Annotated in this window: 13 protein-coding genes; 4 read left to right on the top strand and 9 right to left on the bottom strand. The window is 64.6% G+C overall.

All coding sequences use genetic code 11. The features are described from left to right. Positions 1-14 precede the first annotated feature (14 nt). Positions 15-635, bottom strand: coding sequence for a hypothetical protein (locus HPY64_11785; protein NPV67819.1), 621 nt, complete (start codon positions 633-635; stop codon positions 15-17). Positions 636-941: 306 nt separating this feature from the next. On the opposite strand from HPY64_11785, the gene HPY64_11780 reads away from it, so the two are divergent. Next, positions 942-4,076, top strand: a complete 3,135-nt coding sequence (locus tag HPY64_11780) for a hypothetical protein (GenBank protein NPV67818.1) — start codon at positions 942-944, stop codon at positions 4,074-4,076. A gap of 52 nt (positions 4,077-4,128) precedes the next feature. On the opposite strand, the gene HPY64_11775 is transcribed toward HPY64_11780, so the two are convergent. Then, positions 4,129-5,649, bottom strand: a complete 1,521-nt coding sequence (locus HPY64_11775; protein NPV67817.1) for a hypothetical protein — start codon at positions 5,647-5,649, stop codon at positions 4,129-4,131. A 438-nt stretch (positions 5,650-6,087) separates the two neighbouring features. Between HPY64_11775 and trxA the strand changes: the two genes are divergently transcribed. After that, entirely contained in the window at positions 6,088-6,453 is a 366-nt protein-coding gene (trxA, locus tag HPY64_11770) for a thioredoxin (GenBank protein ID NPV67816.1), read from the top strand. Between the two features lie 48 nt (positions 6,454-6,501). Here trxA and HPY64_11765 read toward each other — a convergent pair whose 3' ends face one another. After that, complete coding sequence (locus HPY64_11765) at positions 6,502-7,761, bottom strand: hypothetical protein (GenBank protein ID NPV67815.1); 1,260 nt, start codon at positions 7,759-7,761, stop codon at positions 6,502-6,504. A 136-nt stretch (positions 7,762-7,897) separates the two neighbouring features. On the opposite strand from HPY64_11765, the gene HPY64_11760 reads away from it, so the two are divergent. Then, positions 7,898-10,309, top strand: coding sequence for a protein kinase (locus HPY64_11760; protein NPV67814.1), 2,412 nt, complete (start codon positions 7,898-7,900; stop codon positions 10,307-10,309). Between the two features lie 307 nt (positions 10,310-10,616). Here HPY64_11760 and HPY64_11755 read toward each other — a convergent pair whose 3' ends face one another. The 6 genes from HPY64_11755 to HPY64_11730 form a co-directional block, all read right to left on the bottom strand. Next, complete coding sequence (locus tag HPY64_11755) at positions 10,617-10,784, bottom strand: hypothetical protein (GenBank protein ID NPV67813.1); 168 nt, start codon at positions 10,782-10,784, stop codon at positions 10,617-10,619. 8 nt (positions 10,785-10,792) lie between these two features. Next, positions 10,793-11,911 carry a DUF3048 domain-containing protein gene (locus tag HPY64_11750; protein NPV67812.1) on the bottom strand — a complete coding sequence of 373 codons (1,119 nt, stop codon included), beginning with the start codon at positions 11,909-11,911 and terminating at the stop codon, positions 10,793-10,795. A 113-nt stretch (positions 11,912-12,024) separates the two neighbouring features. Next, positions 12,025-12,555, bottom strand: a complete 531-nt coding sequence (locus HPY64_11745) for an ISAs1 family transposase (protein ID NPV67811.1) — start codon at positions 12,553-12,555, stop codon at positions 12,025-12,027. A 24-nt stretch (positions 12,556-12,579) separates the two neighbouring features. Further along, complete coding sequence (locus tag HPY64_11740; GenBank protein ID NPV67810.1) at positions 12,580-13,200, bottom strand: ISAs1 family transposase; 621 nt, start codon at positions 13,198-13,200, stop codon at positions 12,580-12,582. A 298-nt stretch (positions 13,201-13,498) separates the two neighbouring features. Next, positions 13,499-14,095 carry a hypothetical protein gene (locus HPY64_11735; GenBank protein ID NPV67809.1) on the bottom strand — a complete coding sequence of 199 codons (597 nt, stop codon included), beginning with the start codon at positions 14,093-14,095 and terminating at the stop codon, positions 13,499-13,501. Between the two features lie 50 nt (positions 14,096-14,145). Beyond that, entirely contained in the window at positions 14,146-14,871 is a 726-nt protein-coding gene (locus tag HPY64_11730; GenBank protein ID NPV67808.1) for a hypothetical protein, read from the bottom strand. Positions 14,872-15,148: 277 nt separating this feature from the next. Here HPY64_11730 and HPY64_11725 point away from each other — a divergent pair, with 277 nt between their 5' ends. Then, the gene (locus HPY64_11725; protein ID NPV67807.1) at positions 15,149-16,297 is read left to right on the top strand and encodes a PDZ domain-containing protein; all 1,149 of its coding nucleotides are present in this window, start codon (positions 15,149-15,151) and stop codon (positions 16,295-16,297) included. Positions 16,298-16,305: the final 8 nt, after the last annotated feature.

Genomic DNA, 16,305 nt, shown 5'->3' with positions numbered 1-16,305 from the left:
TTCTGGGTGCGGGCTTAACCTCCCGGTGCAGGTGGTGTGCTCCCTCCGCCGCCTTTGAACAGCCCGGCGATCTGGTTGCGCAGGGCGATGACGGTGACGATCGCCGCCGAGATGACCAGCAACAACTCCTTGGCGTTGTTGACGAAGCGCATAATCTGGTCGAAAACGGTGCCCGTCGGCGGCAGGATCGTGATGCGCAGCGGGACGCGCCCCACCGAGCGGATGCCGGTAACCCGGCTCTCGTCCGGCACGTAAGCATAGACAATCAGGTTATGGGAAGTATTCTCGTCGCCGATGGCGTTGATGCTCCAGTTCCACTGGTTGGAGCCTGGATTGCGGACAGTGGCTGACTCCCGATCGGCGATGGGATCGAGCAAAAAATTGGTGCCCGTACCGTGGATGCCAACGCCCATCACCGGCTGGGTCTCGCCGAGCGCCGCGCATGTCCAGCCCTGCGGTGTGGGCGTACTTAGATCGATCTCGATCTCGATCGCTTCCGTATTGCCTTTGGCGATTTCCGTCGGGGCGTGAACGCAAAGAAAATCGCCGTTCCCCTGTGCGCCAAGCCCCTGCCCGCTCCCTAGAAGCAAGAACAACGCCAATACGAACCCTAAAAACGTAGTATGACGAATCATGGCAGAACTCTTTTCCATGTCCTGAAAGAACTCTGTGACGGATGAGCGCCCGGCTGCCTCTGACCGGGCCAACGGAATTGTCGGCTGTGATGGCATTCCCACTGTAGTCGCAGGGCAGAGAGTTGTCAATTGTGGCATTTGCCTGGCGATACAGGGCAGCCAGGATTTTAATACAGTTGCGAGTTGCGCATTTGCTCATAATCGAGTTTGATCAGAGTGAGACCTGAAAAACACGCATTCCGGAGCGCGCCTGATCCGGCGTGGTCAAGCGCGCCGTGACCTGAGACAAGTGAAGGTGGAGCGTTGGTGAACGGCTCACGAATCATGCTGGCTCATCTGTATGGCCGTCCGGCGGAACAGGGGGCGGTCAGCGTCATGATCGCCGCCTCAGCTGGAATCGAGCAGGCGCTGTGGGAGGAATGCCGCCGGCTGGCGCCGCTGGCCCCGCCGCAGCGGGCTGCCGGGGCGATCGGCCTCTTTCACGGGGAAACCGCCGAGTTCATCCTGGCCCATGCGTACCTGACCGGCGGGCAGGGCGTTGTCCATTACGTCCCCCTGACGGCGGATCAACTGCGCCAGTTTGCCGGGCGACCGACCCTGCTCTTTGACCTGCTATCTGCGGCCATCACGCCCGCGCCAGGCGCCGGGGGGATTATCCCGCCGCTGGCCTGGCAATTGCCCGCGCCGCCCACCCCCCGCGAACACGAATCGGACCTGTCGGCCTTTATGCTGATGGTCAGCGACAATTTCGCTGTGGTGGAGGGGTTGCTGGCGGCCCTGGTAGCCGGGCGCCCGGTGGCAATCATCAACGGGCCGGATGACCTGGCGGCACGCCTGGCCCTGTTGCAGGGATTACTGGCGCTCCTGCCTGTCCCGGCCCGCTACGGAGTCACCTTTGCCACCGATTCCGGCGGCCTGGACGCGATCCCGGTGCAGATCGCTTTCCGGACGCCAGACGCCCTGCCGCCGGAAGCAGTTGTCTACGACTGGCAGGCTGGTCGGTTAGCCGGCCCCAGGCCACCGGAAGAGCCCTACAGCCATTTCATCACCCGCCAGTTGCGCCTTGACCCATCAATCGCTGTTAGTCAACTGCAGACACTGGCCCAGACGGCAACCTGGCGCTTTCAGCGCGGGGAAACACTGGCTCAGGCACTGGCCTGGGCAGCCCGGCGCGCTTCCGTGGATGCTGCTGTGACGGATGGCCAGCCAGCCGATACCGAACAGGTGGCCGCCATCCTGCGCGAGGACCCGACGCTTTCCGACGAGTTACGCGTCCGCTACGTGCGCCATCTGCTGGCCTTCATGCTGGCGCTGGAGGATTTCCGCCACGCCGACGTGGTAGGCAAGCTGATGCAGGAGCACGAGGATGTAGCTTCAGCGGTGTTGAACATGCTGGACGCGGCCACGCTGGAGGGCAAGACTGGCGCGGTCTACCGGCTGGTACGCCAGTGGATGACCACGCCCGGCGGCCCGACCGGCTCTAATATCCGCCGGCGCGGGCATACGGCAGCTTCAGCTTACCTGGGTACGCTGGTCAAGACCGGCGCGGGGGCTGCGGCCGCTGCTTTCCTGGACGATCTGCAGGCGGTCAGCGAGCCGATGATGATCGCCGGGATCATGCCCGGACTGCTGGAAAGCACCCTGCCGCTGGCTGAACAATCGCCAGAACTGGCGATGCGCGTCCTGACGCTGGCAGCGGAGCAATTGCCAGCAGCGAGTTTCCGTGCCCTGCTGATGCGGGAAGGGTTTGCCCGCCAGTTGCCTCCGGCGTTGCGGGCGGCGCTGGCGCACTTCCGGCCTGGCTCTCCGGCAACAATCCCGGCGGGCGGGCTGATCCAGGCGGTAACCGGTATCCCCAGGCCGTACGATGTGCTCCTGCTGGGACGGCTGGTCGAATGGGCTTTAGCCATGGAGCGGCCCGACCTGATCGACACCCCCGTCCTGGAACGCCTGCTTCAGCTGGCCCGCTCGCCGATACGCGCCAGGCTGGAACCGGTCCTGCGCGAGACAGTGCTGCAGGTCGGCCAGCCCGCCACACTGGCAACCCTGCAGGCCCCCGGCCCGCGCTTGCTGGTGGAGATTCTGTTGACGCTGGGCGAGTACCGCCCGGCAGTCACCCTGCTGGAGCGCATCTCGACAACCCTTTACCGCGGCGACGCGCAGGTGCGCTATGCCGCCTGGGTGAGCGAGGTCTTTGAGAAGAGCGCCCTGGAAGAAGCCGCCCTGGTGCAGGCGCTGCAGGCGATCGCCCGCCACGGTCTGAAGCCAGTGCCCACGGTCATGGCCTACCGCGGGGCGCTGATCAGCAAGGGTTTCGGGCAGGCGATGGAGCCGATCATGGCCCGCCTGATGGAATACCTGTGCACCGACCAGTACCTGGTGCCGCTGGTCGGCTTCGAAGTTGCTCTTCGCCTGATGCAGGAATATGCCCGGCGGCGCGACGAAGAAGGTGCCGTCTGCCTGGCGGCGGCCATCACCAACAACCTGGAGGGGGTGGAAGAAGGCCTGGCCATCATGGGCCGTATCTGGGCCGCGCTCAACTGGAACCACGATGTGCGCGAGGCGGCGCTCGAACTGATGCGGCGGTACGTGCGCCAGGTCCCGGCGGAGCGTGCAGCGCGCATCCCGGAGCTGGTACGCCGCCGCCTGGGGGACTGGGTAGCTGATACCCTGCGCGCCACCGCGGTCATGAATGTGGTCACCGGCGGGGCCGATCTGGCTGCCCTGGCGCAGGAGGTGCAGATCACAACCGCGCTGCTGAGGGATGTCGCCGCCGCCTATGAGCAAAAGCCCTATCCCACGCTCAATCATCTGCGCAGCGATCTGGATGCCATGTCCGGTAGCGCCAATGAGCGCGGGCTGGCCCAGCTTTCCGCCGACCTGCTGGCGATCGGACGGCTGGTCTACGAGCTGGGCAATCAGGCCGGGCGAGGCCGGGGTAGAGACCGCGAGCACGAGAAACTGCTGGCCAACCAGGACGTGCCGCGCACCGGTGTGGGCGCGCTGATCTGGATCGGCGGCTACCTGACTGAAGGCAAAGTGCTACAGCGACGTATCGCCCGCGAATCTACCGCCCATATTGTCGGGCAACGTTCCATCAACATGTTTCAGGAAGAGGCGGCGATTGCCCGTCGCCTGCTGGAGCGGTTGCGGCAGGCTTTCCCCGCCAATCCGCCGCGCCTGACCCTGCCGGCCTTCCGGGCCGAGATTGAGAGCCTGTGGCACAGCCTGCGGTTGGAAGACCAGCAGCGGTTGCAGGTTGATCTGGCTGCCGACCTGCAGACGCTAGCGACCGTGATCCTGCTGATAACCGAGCGGGGCGACCCCAAGGCGCTGACAGATAGCGGTCTGGGCCGCAGCCTGGAGACCGCCCGCCGCGAGCCGCGCTCCGCGCTGGAAGCGCTGCGACTGTTGCACGGCTACTTCAGCCACCGGTTCTAGAACATACGAGGCGTGTACACGAACGGGCGCGGTGCGGTAGCTGCGCCCGTGATCATTCAGAGCTGGCCGGAGGGGCGCTGACAGCGTTCGCCGATAGGCCGGCCAGCTGGCGCTCAGCGGCGCTGCGTAGCCGGGCGGCGGTCAGGCCGTCGCCGCCGGGGATCGGCGTATCGGGTGGCAAATCGCGGGTGAGCGCGATCACATTGCGCAGTTCGCGGCGGGCCTGGTCGTCCTGGCCGGCGGCGTGATACAACCCGGCCAGCGTGAAGCGCGGCAAAGCCCAGTTGCGTTCCAGGTAGATCGCCCGCCGTAACGCCCCGATGGCGTTGTCTCTATCGCCCAGAGCCTGATGGATCAGAGCCAGGGTGTAGTAGACCTCGGTGTAGGTTGGCTCCAGGGCGATGGCCTTCATGCAGTGATAACGGGCGTCATCCCAGTGCTGACGGTCGGCGTGCCAGCGCCCCAGGCGGTATTGCGCTTCAGCGCTCAGGCGGTCGGTCTCCGCCGGTGAAGGCTCCGCAGGGCCAGGGGGCATCGCCAGCGGCGCGGTATCATGGCGTCGGCCAGCGCCCGCAATTCGCGGCTCAGCGGGGCGGGCAGCCGCCAGCGGGCGGCGGTAGGCCGTTGTGCCCCGAAAATGATAGACGTCAAAGGCGGCAAAGCCCGGTGGCGGTGGGTCAGCGTGGCCCAGGAATAACCAGCCACCGGGGATCAGCCGCTGCTGAAGCTGTTGGTAGACCCAGTCCCGTATGCTCTCCCCGAAGTACAACGTGACATTGCGGCACAGGATCAGGTCGACATCCCGCAGGATGTCATCGAGCGGGCTGCACTTTTCCAGCAGACTGCACACCTCAAAACGCACCATTGCGCGCACCGAGTCATGCAGCTGGTAGCGGTGATCGGTCCGGGTGAAGTAGACATCGCGCACATAGAGGGCGTAATCCTCCCGGAAGGACCAATCACGGAAGACGCCCTGGCGGGCCTGGGCGATCAGCAGGCGGTTGATATCCGTGCCGATGATCTCTAGCCGCCAGTCCTGCCAGTCGGGGAGCATTTCGCGCAGCAGGATGGCCAGCGAGTACGGCTCCTCGCCGCTGGCGCATCCGGCGCTCCACAGGCGGAGCATCCGCCGCCCGGCAGCCCGCCGCTCCCCGATAAGTGGCGGCAGGACATGATCGCGCAGGGCTTCGAACTGCGCCGCATAGCGGAAGAAGTGCGTCTCGCTGACGGTCAGCGCATCGATCACCCGTTCCCAGGTCAGCGGCTCTTCCGCCAGAAGCAGGTTGTACAGGCTTTCCAGGCTGGTCGGCGGCCCGCCGGGCAGGCGCACATCCGGGTGGTAGCGCACAGCATCCTGCAGGGTTTCCACCGCCCGCCACAGCCAGGCGGTGAGATCGTCCCGGCGTGGCGGGGGAAAATCCAGACCGGTGCGTGTCAGGATCAGGCTGCGGAAGCGCTCGTAGTACGTATCAGAAAGCGGTGTGGCGATCATTGCTGGCGTCCAGCCCACCCTCAGATTGCCGCTGATTGTAGCATACCGCCGCCCCTGCCGGGGATAGACAGGCGAAGCCATGACGATGTAACGCTGCGCCTGATTGCCGCGTCTAAGGGTAAGGAAAAACACCACTGATGATAACTGGAGGCAACAATGCCTGTCATTGATTCACCTTTGCATACCAGCGATCAGAGCATCGATCGCGTCCTGAACGCCGGGTTGCCGGTGGCGCTGGTGATCTGGGATGGCCGGGGGGCACTCCCGTCGGCGCTGGAGGAGGCGCTCACCCGGATCGCCAGGGCCGAGGCTGGCCGCCTGCTGGTGGCCCGCCTCAGCGCGGCGGATAACCCCCGGACGGCAGCCCGCTGGGGAGGAGCGGGACTACCGGCGCTGACGCTCTTCAATAATGGGCAGCTGCTGGCGGGGCCGGTTGCGCCGCTTACGGCGGAAACATTGCTCGCTTATGTGGACTACGCCCTGGGTCGTCGGCCCAGGCCAGCATCCGCTAATGGTAAGATGGCGGGTGCGGCGACCCAGACGGCGGGCAGTCCGGACCTCACCCACCCGGTGACGGTGACCGACGCCACCTTTCAACAGGAAGTGTTGAATAGCCCGGTGCCGGTCGTGGTCGACTTCTGGGCGCCCTGGTGTGGCCCGTGCCGGATGATCGCCCCGGCGCTGGAACGGATCGCGGCAGATTTCGCTGGGCGGGTCAAGATCGCCAAGGTCAATGTTGATGAGAACCCGCGCTACGCCGGGCAATACGGCGTGCAGGGTATCCCGACCCTGCTGATCGTCAAAGATGGGCGGGTGGTTGACCGGCTGGTCGGTGCGCTGCCGGAGCAGGCGCTGCGGCTGCGGATTAACGCCTACGTGAAGTGACGATCTAACGACAGGCGGGGCGGCCGACTGGCCGCCCCGCCCGCTTTTCTACGATCCTGTCCCGCTCCCCGGCGGCTGGAAGATCGGCGTTGGCAGGGTGAAAAGGAACGGCGTTGACGTGGGGAAAGGCGTGGGAGCCGGGCCAGCGCCGATCGACGCCCGCCATTCGGCCTCCAGTTCGGCGAACGACCGCCCTGTGATCTGCCCGATGGCAGCGTAGATACCTGTGTTGCGGGCGACCAGCGCCGTGATCTGACCATGCGCCTCATACCCGCCGTAGTTCTCCCGCAGGAATTCCAGGAAAGCCGCGCCAACGTCATAGGCCAGGTGCGTACAGCCGTCCGGGCCGAGCGTCCCCGCCCCGGAGAGCGTATCCCCGTAAGCCAGCGAGGGCAGCGCGCCCATCGCCGCCAGACGGCGCACCCGCGCGTTGATATCGTAGGGACGGATGGGGTCTTCAAAGAACGTCGCCTGGCCTTCCACCCACCAGGCCGGGCCGCTGGCCGAATTCATGGCGTACTGGTGGAAGTGAGTCAGTTCGTGAACGACGGTAGAACGGGCCAGAGCGCGAACGATGTAGTCGTAATCGCGGACCAGGTCAAGTCCGCCACATTCACGATCCAGACGGGCCTGATCGGGAACGCGTTGTACCGTCCCGTTCCATTCCTCCCGCAACGTGCCAACAAAGCGGAGACTCTCCGCCCCGGCCTCACCCCGCCACTCCAGGAAGGACTCCAGATCGGGGTAAATCACCACCAGCGGACGCGATTCCAGGGCGACACCAGGGAAACCCAGCGCCCAGCGTTCGCGGGCCTGCTCGACGGCGTCGAGTGCCTCGCTGCCGACCCAGTCTGGCAGACCAAACCAGTAGACACGTACCAGGTTGTTTTCCGCGTGTTGCCACTCCCGCGTGGTATCTTCATAGATAGCGGGCGGGCCGGGGACTTCGATGCTATTGCCCGCTACGTCGGTTAACCGCCAGGTGTAATGCACGTCTAGCCAGGGGATCAGGCCATCGGCGTCGTAGCGGTTGAGCGTGGCGGTGATGACGCCATCCGCGCCGGGCGGCAATTCAGCCTGGACGCGGCCCGTCGTCGGACCGCCGAAGTCGTAGAACAGCGTCGCGCGGACGATCGACCCGGCGCTGCTCGCCGCCTCAATCGTCCAGGTCATACCCAGCGGATAATTGGAGGTGTAGGTCAGCGCGCCGATGGTGAAGACACTGGCACCCCCGCTATTCTGTGCTGCCGCCGGGATGGCCAGGAGGCTCAGGGCCGGGATCAGGATCGCCAGGGTCATCTGCCGCATGGTAGACCTCCTCTGCAGGGGATGCGGTGAAAGGGAAAGGGAGTGTAGCGCATTCCGGTATAGCTGCGCAGTACCACCGCCGCAGAAATCCCGTATACTGAGGGTGTGAATCACAGGCAGCCGGGGCGGAACGGCGATGCAGGTCGGGGATCAGATCGGCCCCTATACGGTTGTGGAGCACATCGGGCGCGGCGGGATGGCCGACGTCTGGTCGGCGCGGGATGCGCGGCTGGAGCGCACCGTCGCCATCAAGACGATCATGGCCGATCTGTCCAACGAGCAGATGCGCGCCCAGTTCGAGCATGAGGCGCGGATCATCGCTGCGCTGGAGCATTCCAACATCCTGCCAATCTACGATTTCGGGGAGTTTCAGCGCCAGCTTTATATTGTCATGCGCTATGTATCGGGTGGCTCGCTGCTGGATCGGATCGTCGACCGGGGCGGGCTGCCGGATGACGAGGTCATCCGCATCGGCGAGGCCGTCGCCCAGGCGCTGGAGCGCGCTCACGCCGAGAACGTTGTCCACCGCGACCTCAAACCGGCCAACATCCTGCTGGATCGCTTTGGTACGCCGTATCTCTCCGATTTTGGGCTGGCAGCGGTGATCGGTGTGGGCGATGAGGAGAACGTCACCGCCGGAACACTGATCTACATGCCGCCGGAGCAGATGTTTGGCCGGGCGGTTGATCATCGCGCTGATATCTATGCCTTCGCCATCACACTCTTTCAGATGATCACCGGGGAATTCCCCTTTGAGGGGCAGGGCGCGCTGTGCCTGCGCCAGGCCCAGTTCGGGGAGGAACTGCCCGATCCCCGCCAGTACCGCCATGACCTGCCGCCGGGCGTCACCATTGTCCTGCGCACGGCGACAGCCATGGACGTTGACGCCCGCTACAATCGGGCCACCGTGTTGATGGCGGAGCTGGCAGCAACGCTGCGCGGGGAAGGCAGGGCCGCCGCTGGCTTCAGGGCTGAACGGGAGATACCGCAGGAGGCCACCCCCGCCAGAGCGCCGACCGAGACCGCCGTGGAGGAGGAGCTGGCTGTCACCCTCTCCGGCGCGACGGAGACCGATCTGCTGGCGACGCTGCCGCTGGCCGGGACCGGCCCGGCGGTCAGTGGCCCGCTGCCGCCGGTCACCGAGGAAGCGCTGGCGGCCTACGATCCGGCCACGATAGCCCAGCCAGAAGCTGGACTGCTGGAGGCACGGGTGGCGTTCCAGCGAATGGTGCGCGTCTGGGCGCGGGGGCAGGGCCGCTTCCTGACCGGCGCGACGCCCTTCGCCAATATCCACGCCTACTACAGCGCCCCGGAGGAATACGGCCTGGCCATCAGCGACGCCGGGCGGGAGGCCATGCTGCGCGGCGCGGTAGAACATGACTATGCTCTGGATTTCTGGCTGGAACAGGTCCCGGAGCCGGAACTGCGGCGGGCTGTCTTCCTGCATGGCCTGCGCAGCGACGCGGCGGCGGCGCGCGCGCGGGCGGTACGCCTGTTGCAGACCGTCCCCGACGCCGACGGGCCGGGCATTGCCCTGGCCGCCGGGCGGCTGCTCCACGCTGAGACCGATCCAGAGGTGCGGCTGGCGGTGGTGGAGTTGCTGGATGCACGCGGCGAGCGGCCAGATGGCTGGCGTGAGCAGGCTTACGGCCAGGACATCGACCTGCTGCTGGCCGAGCAAGCCCTGCGCGACGATACCCCGGCAGTCGCCGAACGGGCAGCGCGGGACATCGGCCGCCTGCGTTCCAGGGCGGCGGTACGGCATCTGGTCGCTCACGCCGGCCAGCAGCCGGAACAGGTTCGCCGCGCCCTGGCCTGGGCGCGGGATGAGGCTGACGCCCTGCCGGACGAGGTGCCGGGCCGATTGCGGGCAGCGGCCTTCACCCGTCTGACGCTGGAGCGGCTGACGGCAAACCTGGGGCGGCTGGGGTTGCGTTACTTCCTGGCTCTGCTGGGCGCCGGGATCGGCCTAGGTCTGTACGTCCACCTGATGTTCCCGACGGCGTCCTTGCTGGCACTGGCTCATCTGTACCGCGTGGTCGGCAACGGCCAGACCTTCGGGCTGGTGGCCGGTCTGGGCGGGACACTGGCGGCGGCCCTGCCGCTCAGGCTGGCGGGGAGCTGCGCTGAACGCGCCGACGGGGCGACGCTGTGGCCGTGGTGGGCGCGGCTGCTGGCTGGCGTCCTGCTCGGCGGGCTGGCCGGAGCGATCGCCTTCCTCAACTTCCAGGTGCTGGCCCTGCAGTTCGCTGATCCCCGGCTGGAAATCGTTGCCCTGGGCGGGCTGGGACTGGCGCTCGGCCCGGCGCTGGCGGGGACTTTCCGCTGGCCGCTGGTGGCGCGGCTGGGCGCCTCGGCACTGACCCTGTTCGGCGCGCTGTACGCAACCTGGTTCCTCAACATGCAGGGCCTGACCGACGCGCTGATCTTCCTGCGTTCCCCGGATCAGGTGTGGCTGTTCGGGGTGATGGCCATTCTAACGGCGCTGGGAATCTGGGGGCCAGAGATAACCGACGCACTGCGCCGCCAGGGGCGCAACCCCGGCTAGCGCGCCCGACTACAGGCCCACCCCGGCCTGCGCCGCCACGCTGAGCAACAGACCCACGGAGAGCAAAACGCTCACCAGCAACAGAATCAGGCTGAATGACTTGCGGTTGTTGGCGAACGACATCCGCTGTTTCCCCTCTTATCTGACTGTGTGTTTCCCTGCCGTGTAATACGTTAAACATCCGGGCAGCGTTGCGGGTAACAAGCACAAAAGCAGCCCCGGCTACCGGCTGGCAGGCAGCATACCGAGCAGGTTCCATCACCATGAAGACGCTTGAGGGGAAAACAGGGTTCCAGGCGGGGCAGGCTCACAGGCCAAGTTGCCGCCGTATCGCCGTCGCGATCGCTTCCAGCAGGTCATACAGGCCGCGCGCGCCGCTCATTGGGATTGGCTCCGGCAGGCGGCACGGGTTGGCCAGCCGCCAGCCCTTCCCCTGGCCGGGATCGGCGCCGAGGGTGAGATGCTGCGGGCGCAAATCGGCGGTTACTCCCAGGTCAGGGCGTCGAAATCCAGCGGGACAAACTGGAAGAACGTCACGCCAGGCTTGAGGCGCATAACCTCGCCACGCTCGTCGCGCAGCACAAACATGTCGTAGTAATGCTCGATGGGCCGTTCCCAGCGGGCACGGTATACCTGCCCATCGCGGAAGACCAGCGCATCGCCCGCACCCCAGAACTGGATCTGGATGGAGAAGCTCTGGTGCCCCGCCGATTCGCTCTCGACGATGGTCGGGTCTTCGACATGGTGGACGTACAGCACGACCACGTTGGCGGCGCTGACCTGGCGGTTCAGCGTCCGGTCGAAGTGCGGCTGGCCATCGCTCCAGCGGTAGTACAGTCCATCCTGGGAGTTGTATTGCCAGTAGACGCCGGAGGCGTTATACCGCAGGTCGATGCTGGTCGCCGGCTCGCCGGGGAAAGGCGGCGCCGGGGAGAAGGCCAGAGCGCTGTAGTTGGGGGCGGGCGGCGTGTTGACGCCCCGCCGGGCGGCCAGATCGTGGACGGCCACCAGGTCGGCGAACAGGTTATGCGGGATAGGGATGGCCTCGTCGCGGTAGTAGGCAGGCGGGCCGACCTCTACGCCGTAAAAGGCCCGCTCCGCGAACTGACTGGCTTCGATCCGCTCGCGCACGCCGCCGCTGGAACCGGCGTAGACCAGGTAACTCTCGAACATCTCCGGGATTTCCACGTCGATCAGCCGGGCGCTGCGCACCGATCCTACCCGGCGCGGCAGCTGGCTGAGGAACACGGCAGTAAAACGCGTCAGACCGCCTTCCGCGTAATGTTCAAAGACGACATCCGCCTGGCCGATGCCATCCTGCGGGCGGACCAGCGGCGGTGCATTGGAGATTTTGACGGCCACCGGGCGCAGGGTCAGGCGGGCAGGATCGTCAAGGGGCAGGCCAGTCAGCGGGTTGATGCCCGGCGGGAAGATGTACGGCCCCGCCCCGCCTTCTGGCGTTGGGCCAGGTGTGGACGTGGGCGGGACAGGTGTGGTGGTTGCAGCAACCGTCGCCGCCGGGGGCAGCAGCCGGGCAAGGCCCGGCGGGATGCAGGCGGCGAGCAGCAGACTGAGCAGAAGCAGTGAGAACCACGAACGCATGGTCGGTCGTCCTTATTGGGCAGGTGGACAGGCCGTCAGGCCCGATGATTGTGGCATGGGTTGGGCCGGGCTGCAACATCCGTGGTGCGGAAGGCACGGCTGTTGCAAAGTTGTCAGGGAGGAGCCAGAAGCAGGTCAAGCGCCAGGTCGAGCCGAGCATTGAAGAAGCGGCGTGCTTGGGGAATGAAGTCGAACTTCAACAACCGGATGAGCCCCAGGGTCAGATTGTTGAGGATCGCCATGACATGAGCGGCGCAGCCCGTCTTTAAGCGACAGCGGTCTTCCTTGAAGGTCACATCACGGGAGTAATGAGCCTCGTTTTCGATTCCCCAATGACGACGGACCAGGTGAAGGAGGCGGTTCGGCGAGGCCTGGGCGCGAGAGAGACTGGTTACGCCGTAGACGACTTCATAGGTGAGGTGGCCACTGCGGAGGGTGAGGGTTTGCCGTTCAAGCTGGAACACCTGAGCCAGATGGGGCCACTGGCTGTAGCCCTGGAGCAGGCTGCTGGCCGTCAGAGTACGCCGTTCCAGCCGCCCATGCGCTTTGTCCAGGGTGCTGGCACGGGCGAAATCGACGGGCAGCGGGCCATGGCCTGGCAAGCAGCTTTCGGGGGCAAACAGGCGCTCGAGGTCCGCCAGCAAATGCGGCTGGTTGTCCTTGACGATCTACAGATAGTTTCCCCCTGCCGCCACTATCTGGCTCGATAAGCTCCGCTGAGCCAACAGGGCATCCCCACTCACCACGGCATCGTGCAAGTCCAGACTGGCCAACAGCGCAGGGGCAACCACAATTTCGTTTTCCTTGCTGGCCACTGCACTTTGTCCCACCACGACCCCCACCGCTGGCAGATAGGCAGCCAGCAGATGCACCCCTTGGGTGTGTCCTGGCTCGATCGTCCCCCGCATGGCTTTGCCGTCCAGCGCAATGTGAGCCTCGGCCGGCTGGTGGCGGCTGAAGTATTCCCGTACCACCGCCTCGAACTGCTCCACCTCCACCGCCTGCCCTATAATCCGACTGTAGGTCGTGTGATGGGGCATGCTCTCCCGTTTGAGCCCCAGCGCCTTCGCCAAGAGCTTGGCCCGCCACTTCGCCCACTCCGCTATCCCCCGCGCTTCATCTTCTCCCGAAAGCTTGGCTAACACCATGATCATCAGCACCGCCGCCAACGGATAGCGTACCCCGCGCCGGTCCCGCCGATCCTTTAACTCCTTCAGTCGCTCATAGAGCCCGCCTACCTCCCCGCAAAGTGCCTCTATCTGTCCGCTTCCGGCTATGGTATAGTCCATGTTGACCTTTCCTGGTGCAGGGTTCGTGGCGCACAACACTACCTTAACCAGGAAAGGCCTTTTTGTCTTGGAACTTTGGGTACTGTATCCTTTTCGGTTGAAATTCGTGGAATGGTTTTCATGTTCCTGCAACAGAATGAAGTCGCGTGTCATTTTGAGAGAAAATACACATGCGATTTGGTGCTTAGATGGGCAACCTTCAACCGGCATCTGAATTTCAACCGCGAAAGATACACTACCGGACTTTGCAACAGCCGTGGTGCGGAAGGAACTTTGACTGGTCGGGGTTACCCTGATCTCATTGGTGGCCGCTCAAGCAGTTGAATACCCGACGCCACCAGGGGACGTGCAAAGATTGGACAGGAGGGAGTGGAAAATCCTGGATCGGGGCTGTCAGCGCGGCTTTCAGCCGGATTACTTCTTTTTTCAGCGCTTCGTTCTCCTCCTGCAGCGGCCATAGCATGTTCTTGAATGCACGGTGTTTGATCTCCAGAGGGGTAAAGCGCATCTCCAGCGTCCGGTGGTCCCGCATGATGCTGAAGGCAAAATTCTTGATGGAGGCGTAACGCGCTTCAATGACGGCCAAACGCTCAAGCAGTTTTCTAACATCCTCCTTTGACAGGTCATCGATCCCTTGGGCCACCTGCAGGGCGCGTTCCGCCCGCCGATAAGCCATGCCGGTTGTCAGCAGGATGATCAGGCCGTCGTTGATCTTCCAGCCGTTTTCTTCAATGACCGGGCGGATGGTTTCTCCGGTCTCCCGCATGAGCGTGACCTGTAGATGGATTTGCTCGTCTCCCTCAAAGAAGGTGCGCTCAAAATCATCAGTAAGCGACTTAAAGCCAGGATCATTGCCAGTTGGCAGGGGTTCAGAAGATGATATCAGATGGTTCATGGGTCGTGCACTCTGCTTGGTATACTGTCCTCAGGGGTAACGGATCTACGTCAGGTATCCTTGCCGAACACACCCTCTTCGCCCGCCGTGCCGCGGATGGCCCGCCGCCAGCTGTCGCCCTCGACGCCTTTGGCTTCGCTGATCCGCCGGTAGTCGCTCTTGTCGATGAACTCCTGCAGGTCGGCGTACAGGCGTGACCAGATCGAATATTGCACGCTAACCAGGAGTGCCGATCGATCCAGCGTTTGAGTGGTCTTGAGCATCTTCCGGAAATGAGGCAAACATAACCCATCAGACTCCCGGTAGGCTTTAAGGAGCTTCTCGTCAGTGGCATACTCGCTCAGAACCTGCAGGTACTGCCCTTCCGCCCCGGCCAGGGACTCACAGATCGTGCACTTCCTGACGGGCTGCAAAGCCCGGTTCAGGGCGTGGATAGCCTGTCTGGGCAGGTTACGGAGCCAGCCGACGGATGCATCCTCCGCTGGCGGGGGTTGCGGCAGCGTCTGCCTGAAAGCCGTCAGCACCTCATCGATCACCCCGCGATAGAGCAGGACGATCCCCAGAAGGTTGCCCGTATGGCTGGCCAGCTGCCAGCTATGTTCGTTGCACAGGCCCCGACGAGCGCGGAAGGCGGCGCGCACCTCAGGATCGTTGACGTACTCATACAGCAGGGCGTCCAGCGAACGCTCGGCATCCCGCTGGAGCAGATGGCAGATCGCGCATCCCGGTTGCGTGAAGGCGTCAACCAGATCGAAATAGGTGAAAGGTGTGACCACGGTGGCCTCCATAGAGGCAGAAAAAATCCGGCACCGGTCGCGACTTCCGATACAAAAAGCCCCTACCGTCCGCCCAGTCGCGGGGTAGAGGCTATTAGTCCGGAAGACATTTCGGTCGAGAAGCCTCGACTCTAGCGAGCCTCATCGCTGCTGATGTGGTTGATCTGCTTGAATTATGGCGCTTCCCGGCAGGTCTGTCAAAACGCCAGTTCCCTGTATGCACCGCCCACTCATCACCATCCGCGGTATGATTCGGGTATGGGAAAAGGAGCGCAAGATGAGACATACAACCTGCTTGCGACTGTTACTGGGCGGCGTGCTGCTGGTCGCCGGACTGATCAGCGGTTACCTGCTGGGGACAGTGGGAACGCCGCCACCCTCCGTCACCGCTCAGGTCGCTGCCACCCCCCTGCCCACGCTGGACCCCAACCTGCTGGCGCTGGTTGATGCTCAGGAAGCGATCACCGGCGCGATTTACGAAATGGCCAGCCCTTCCGTGGTACACATCACCAGCCGCAGCCGGGTTATGGACTTCTGGCGCGGCATTGTACCCCAGGAAGGCACCGGCTCTGGCTTCGTCTATGATACCCAGGGGCATATCGTGACCAACTGGCACGTGGTCGAAGGGGCCGAGGAAGTCGAGGTCTTGCTGGCCGATGGCACGTCGCTACCGGCGACACTGGTCGGCGCAGATGAATACTACGATCTGGCGGTGATCAGCGTCGATGCAGCGGCAGTCAGCGCCGCACCGCTGCCCCTGGCGACGGACGCCGTCCTGCGCGTCGGCCAGACTGTGCTGGCCATCGGCAACCCGTTCGGGCTGGATCAGACGCTCACCACCGGCGTCATCAGCGCACTGGGCCGCACCATCGAATCGGCGTCAGGGCTACTGGTGGGCAATGTGATTCAGACGGACGCAGCCATCAACCCCGGCAATTCCGGCGGCCCGCTGCTCAACACACGTGGTCAGGTGATCGGGATCAATACCAGTATCCAGTCACCTTCCGGTGGCTCGGTAGGCATCGGTTTCGCCGTGCCGATCGAGATCATCAGCCGCGTTGTCCCGGCCCTGATCGCGCAGGGGCGTTACCCGCATCCCTCGCTGGGCCTGACCGCCGTCGAACTGGGCTATGAGGTACGCCCGGCGGCCAGTGGGCCACAACACGGCCTGCTGATCGTCGACATCCAGCGCGGCGGCAGCGCGGCCCAGGCTGGCTTGCAAGCTGCCACCATTGAACGCACCTACCGGGGCACGATCTTCCGCGGCGGCGACACCATCATCGCCATCAATGGCCAGCCGATCCGCTCCCGCGATGAGCTAACGCTCTACCTGGAGAGCAATACCCGCCCCGGCGACAAAGTCACGGTCACCATCAGCCGCGGCGGTGAAACGCTGGAAGTCCCCCTGGTGGTAGGGGAGCGTTAGGCTGATGA

Source organism: Anaerolineae bacterium (assembly GCA_013178165.1).
GTDB lineage: Bacteria > Chloroflexota > Anaerolineae > Aggregatilineales > Ch27 > Ch27.
The sequence above is the reverse complement of the archived record's forward strand: the minus strand, read 5'-3'. Positions and strand labels throughout refer to the sequence as shown.

Coding starts and splice junctions, on each gene's coding strand:
- trxA (NPV67816.1), top strand. CDS start 6,088: ATGGCGGGTGCGGCGACCCAGACGGCGGGCAGTCCGGACCTCACCCAC.
- HPY64_11765 (NPV67815.1), bottom strand. CDS start 7,761: ATGCGGCAGATGACCCTGGCGATCCTGATCCCGGCCCTGAGCCTCCTG.
- HPY64_11750 (NPV67812.1), bottom strand. CDS start 11,911: ATGCGTTCGTGGTTCTCACTGCTTCTGCTCAGTCTGCTGCTCGCCGCC.
- HPY64_11785 (NPV67819.1), bottom strand. CDS start 635: ATGATTCGTCATACTACGTTTTTAGGGTTCGTATTGGCGTTGTTCTTG.
- HPY64_11775 (NPV67817.1), bottom strand. CDS start 5,649: ATGGCTTCGCCTGTCTATCCCCGGCAGGGGCGGCGGTATGCTACAATC.
- HPY64_11740 (NPV67810.1), bottom strand. CDS start 13,200: ATGGACTATACCATAGCCGGAAGCGGACAGATAGAGGCACTTTGCGGG.
- HPY64_11760 (NPV67814.1), top strand. CDS start 7,898: ATGCAGGTCGGGGATCAGATCGGCCCCTATACGGTTGTGGAGCACATC.
- HPY64_11735 (NPV67809.1), bottom strand. CDS start 14,095: ATGAACCATCTGATATCATCTTCTGAACCCCTGCCAACTGGCAATGAT.
- HPY64_11725 (NPV67807.1), top strand. CDS start 15,149: ATGAGACATACAACCTGCTTGCGACTGTTACTGGGCGGCGTGCTGCTG.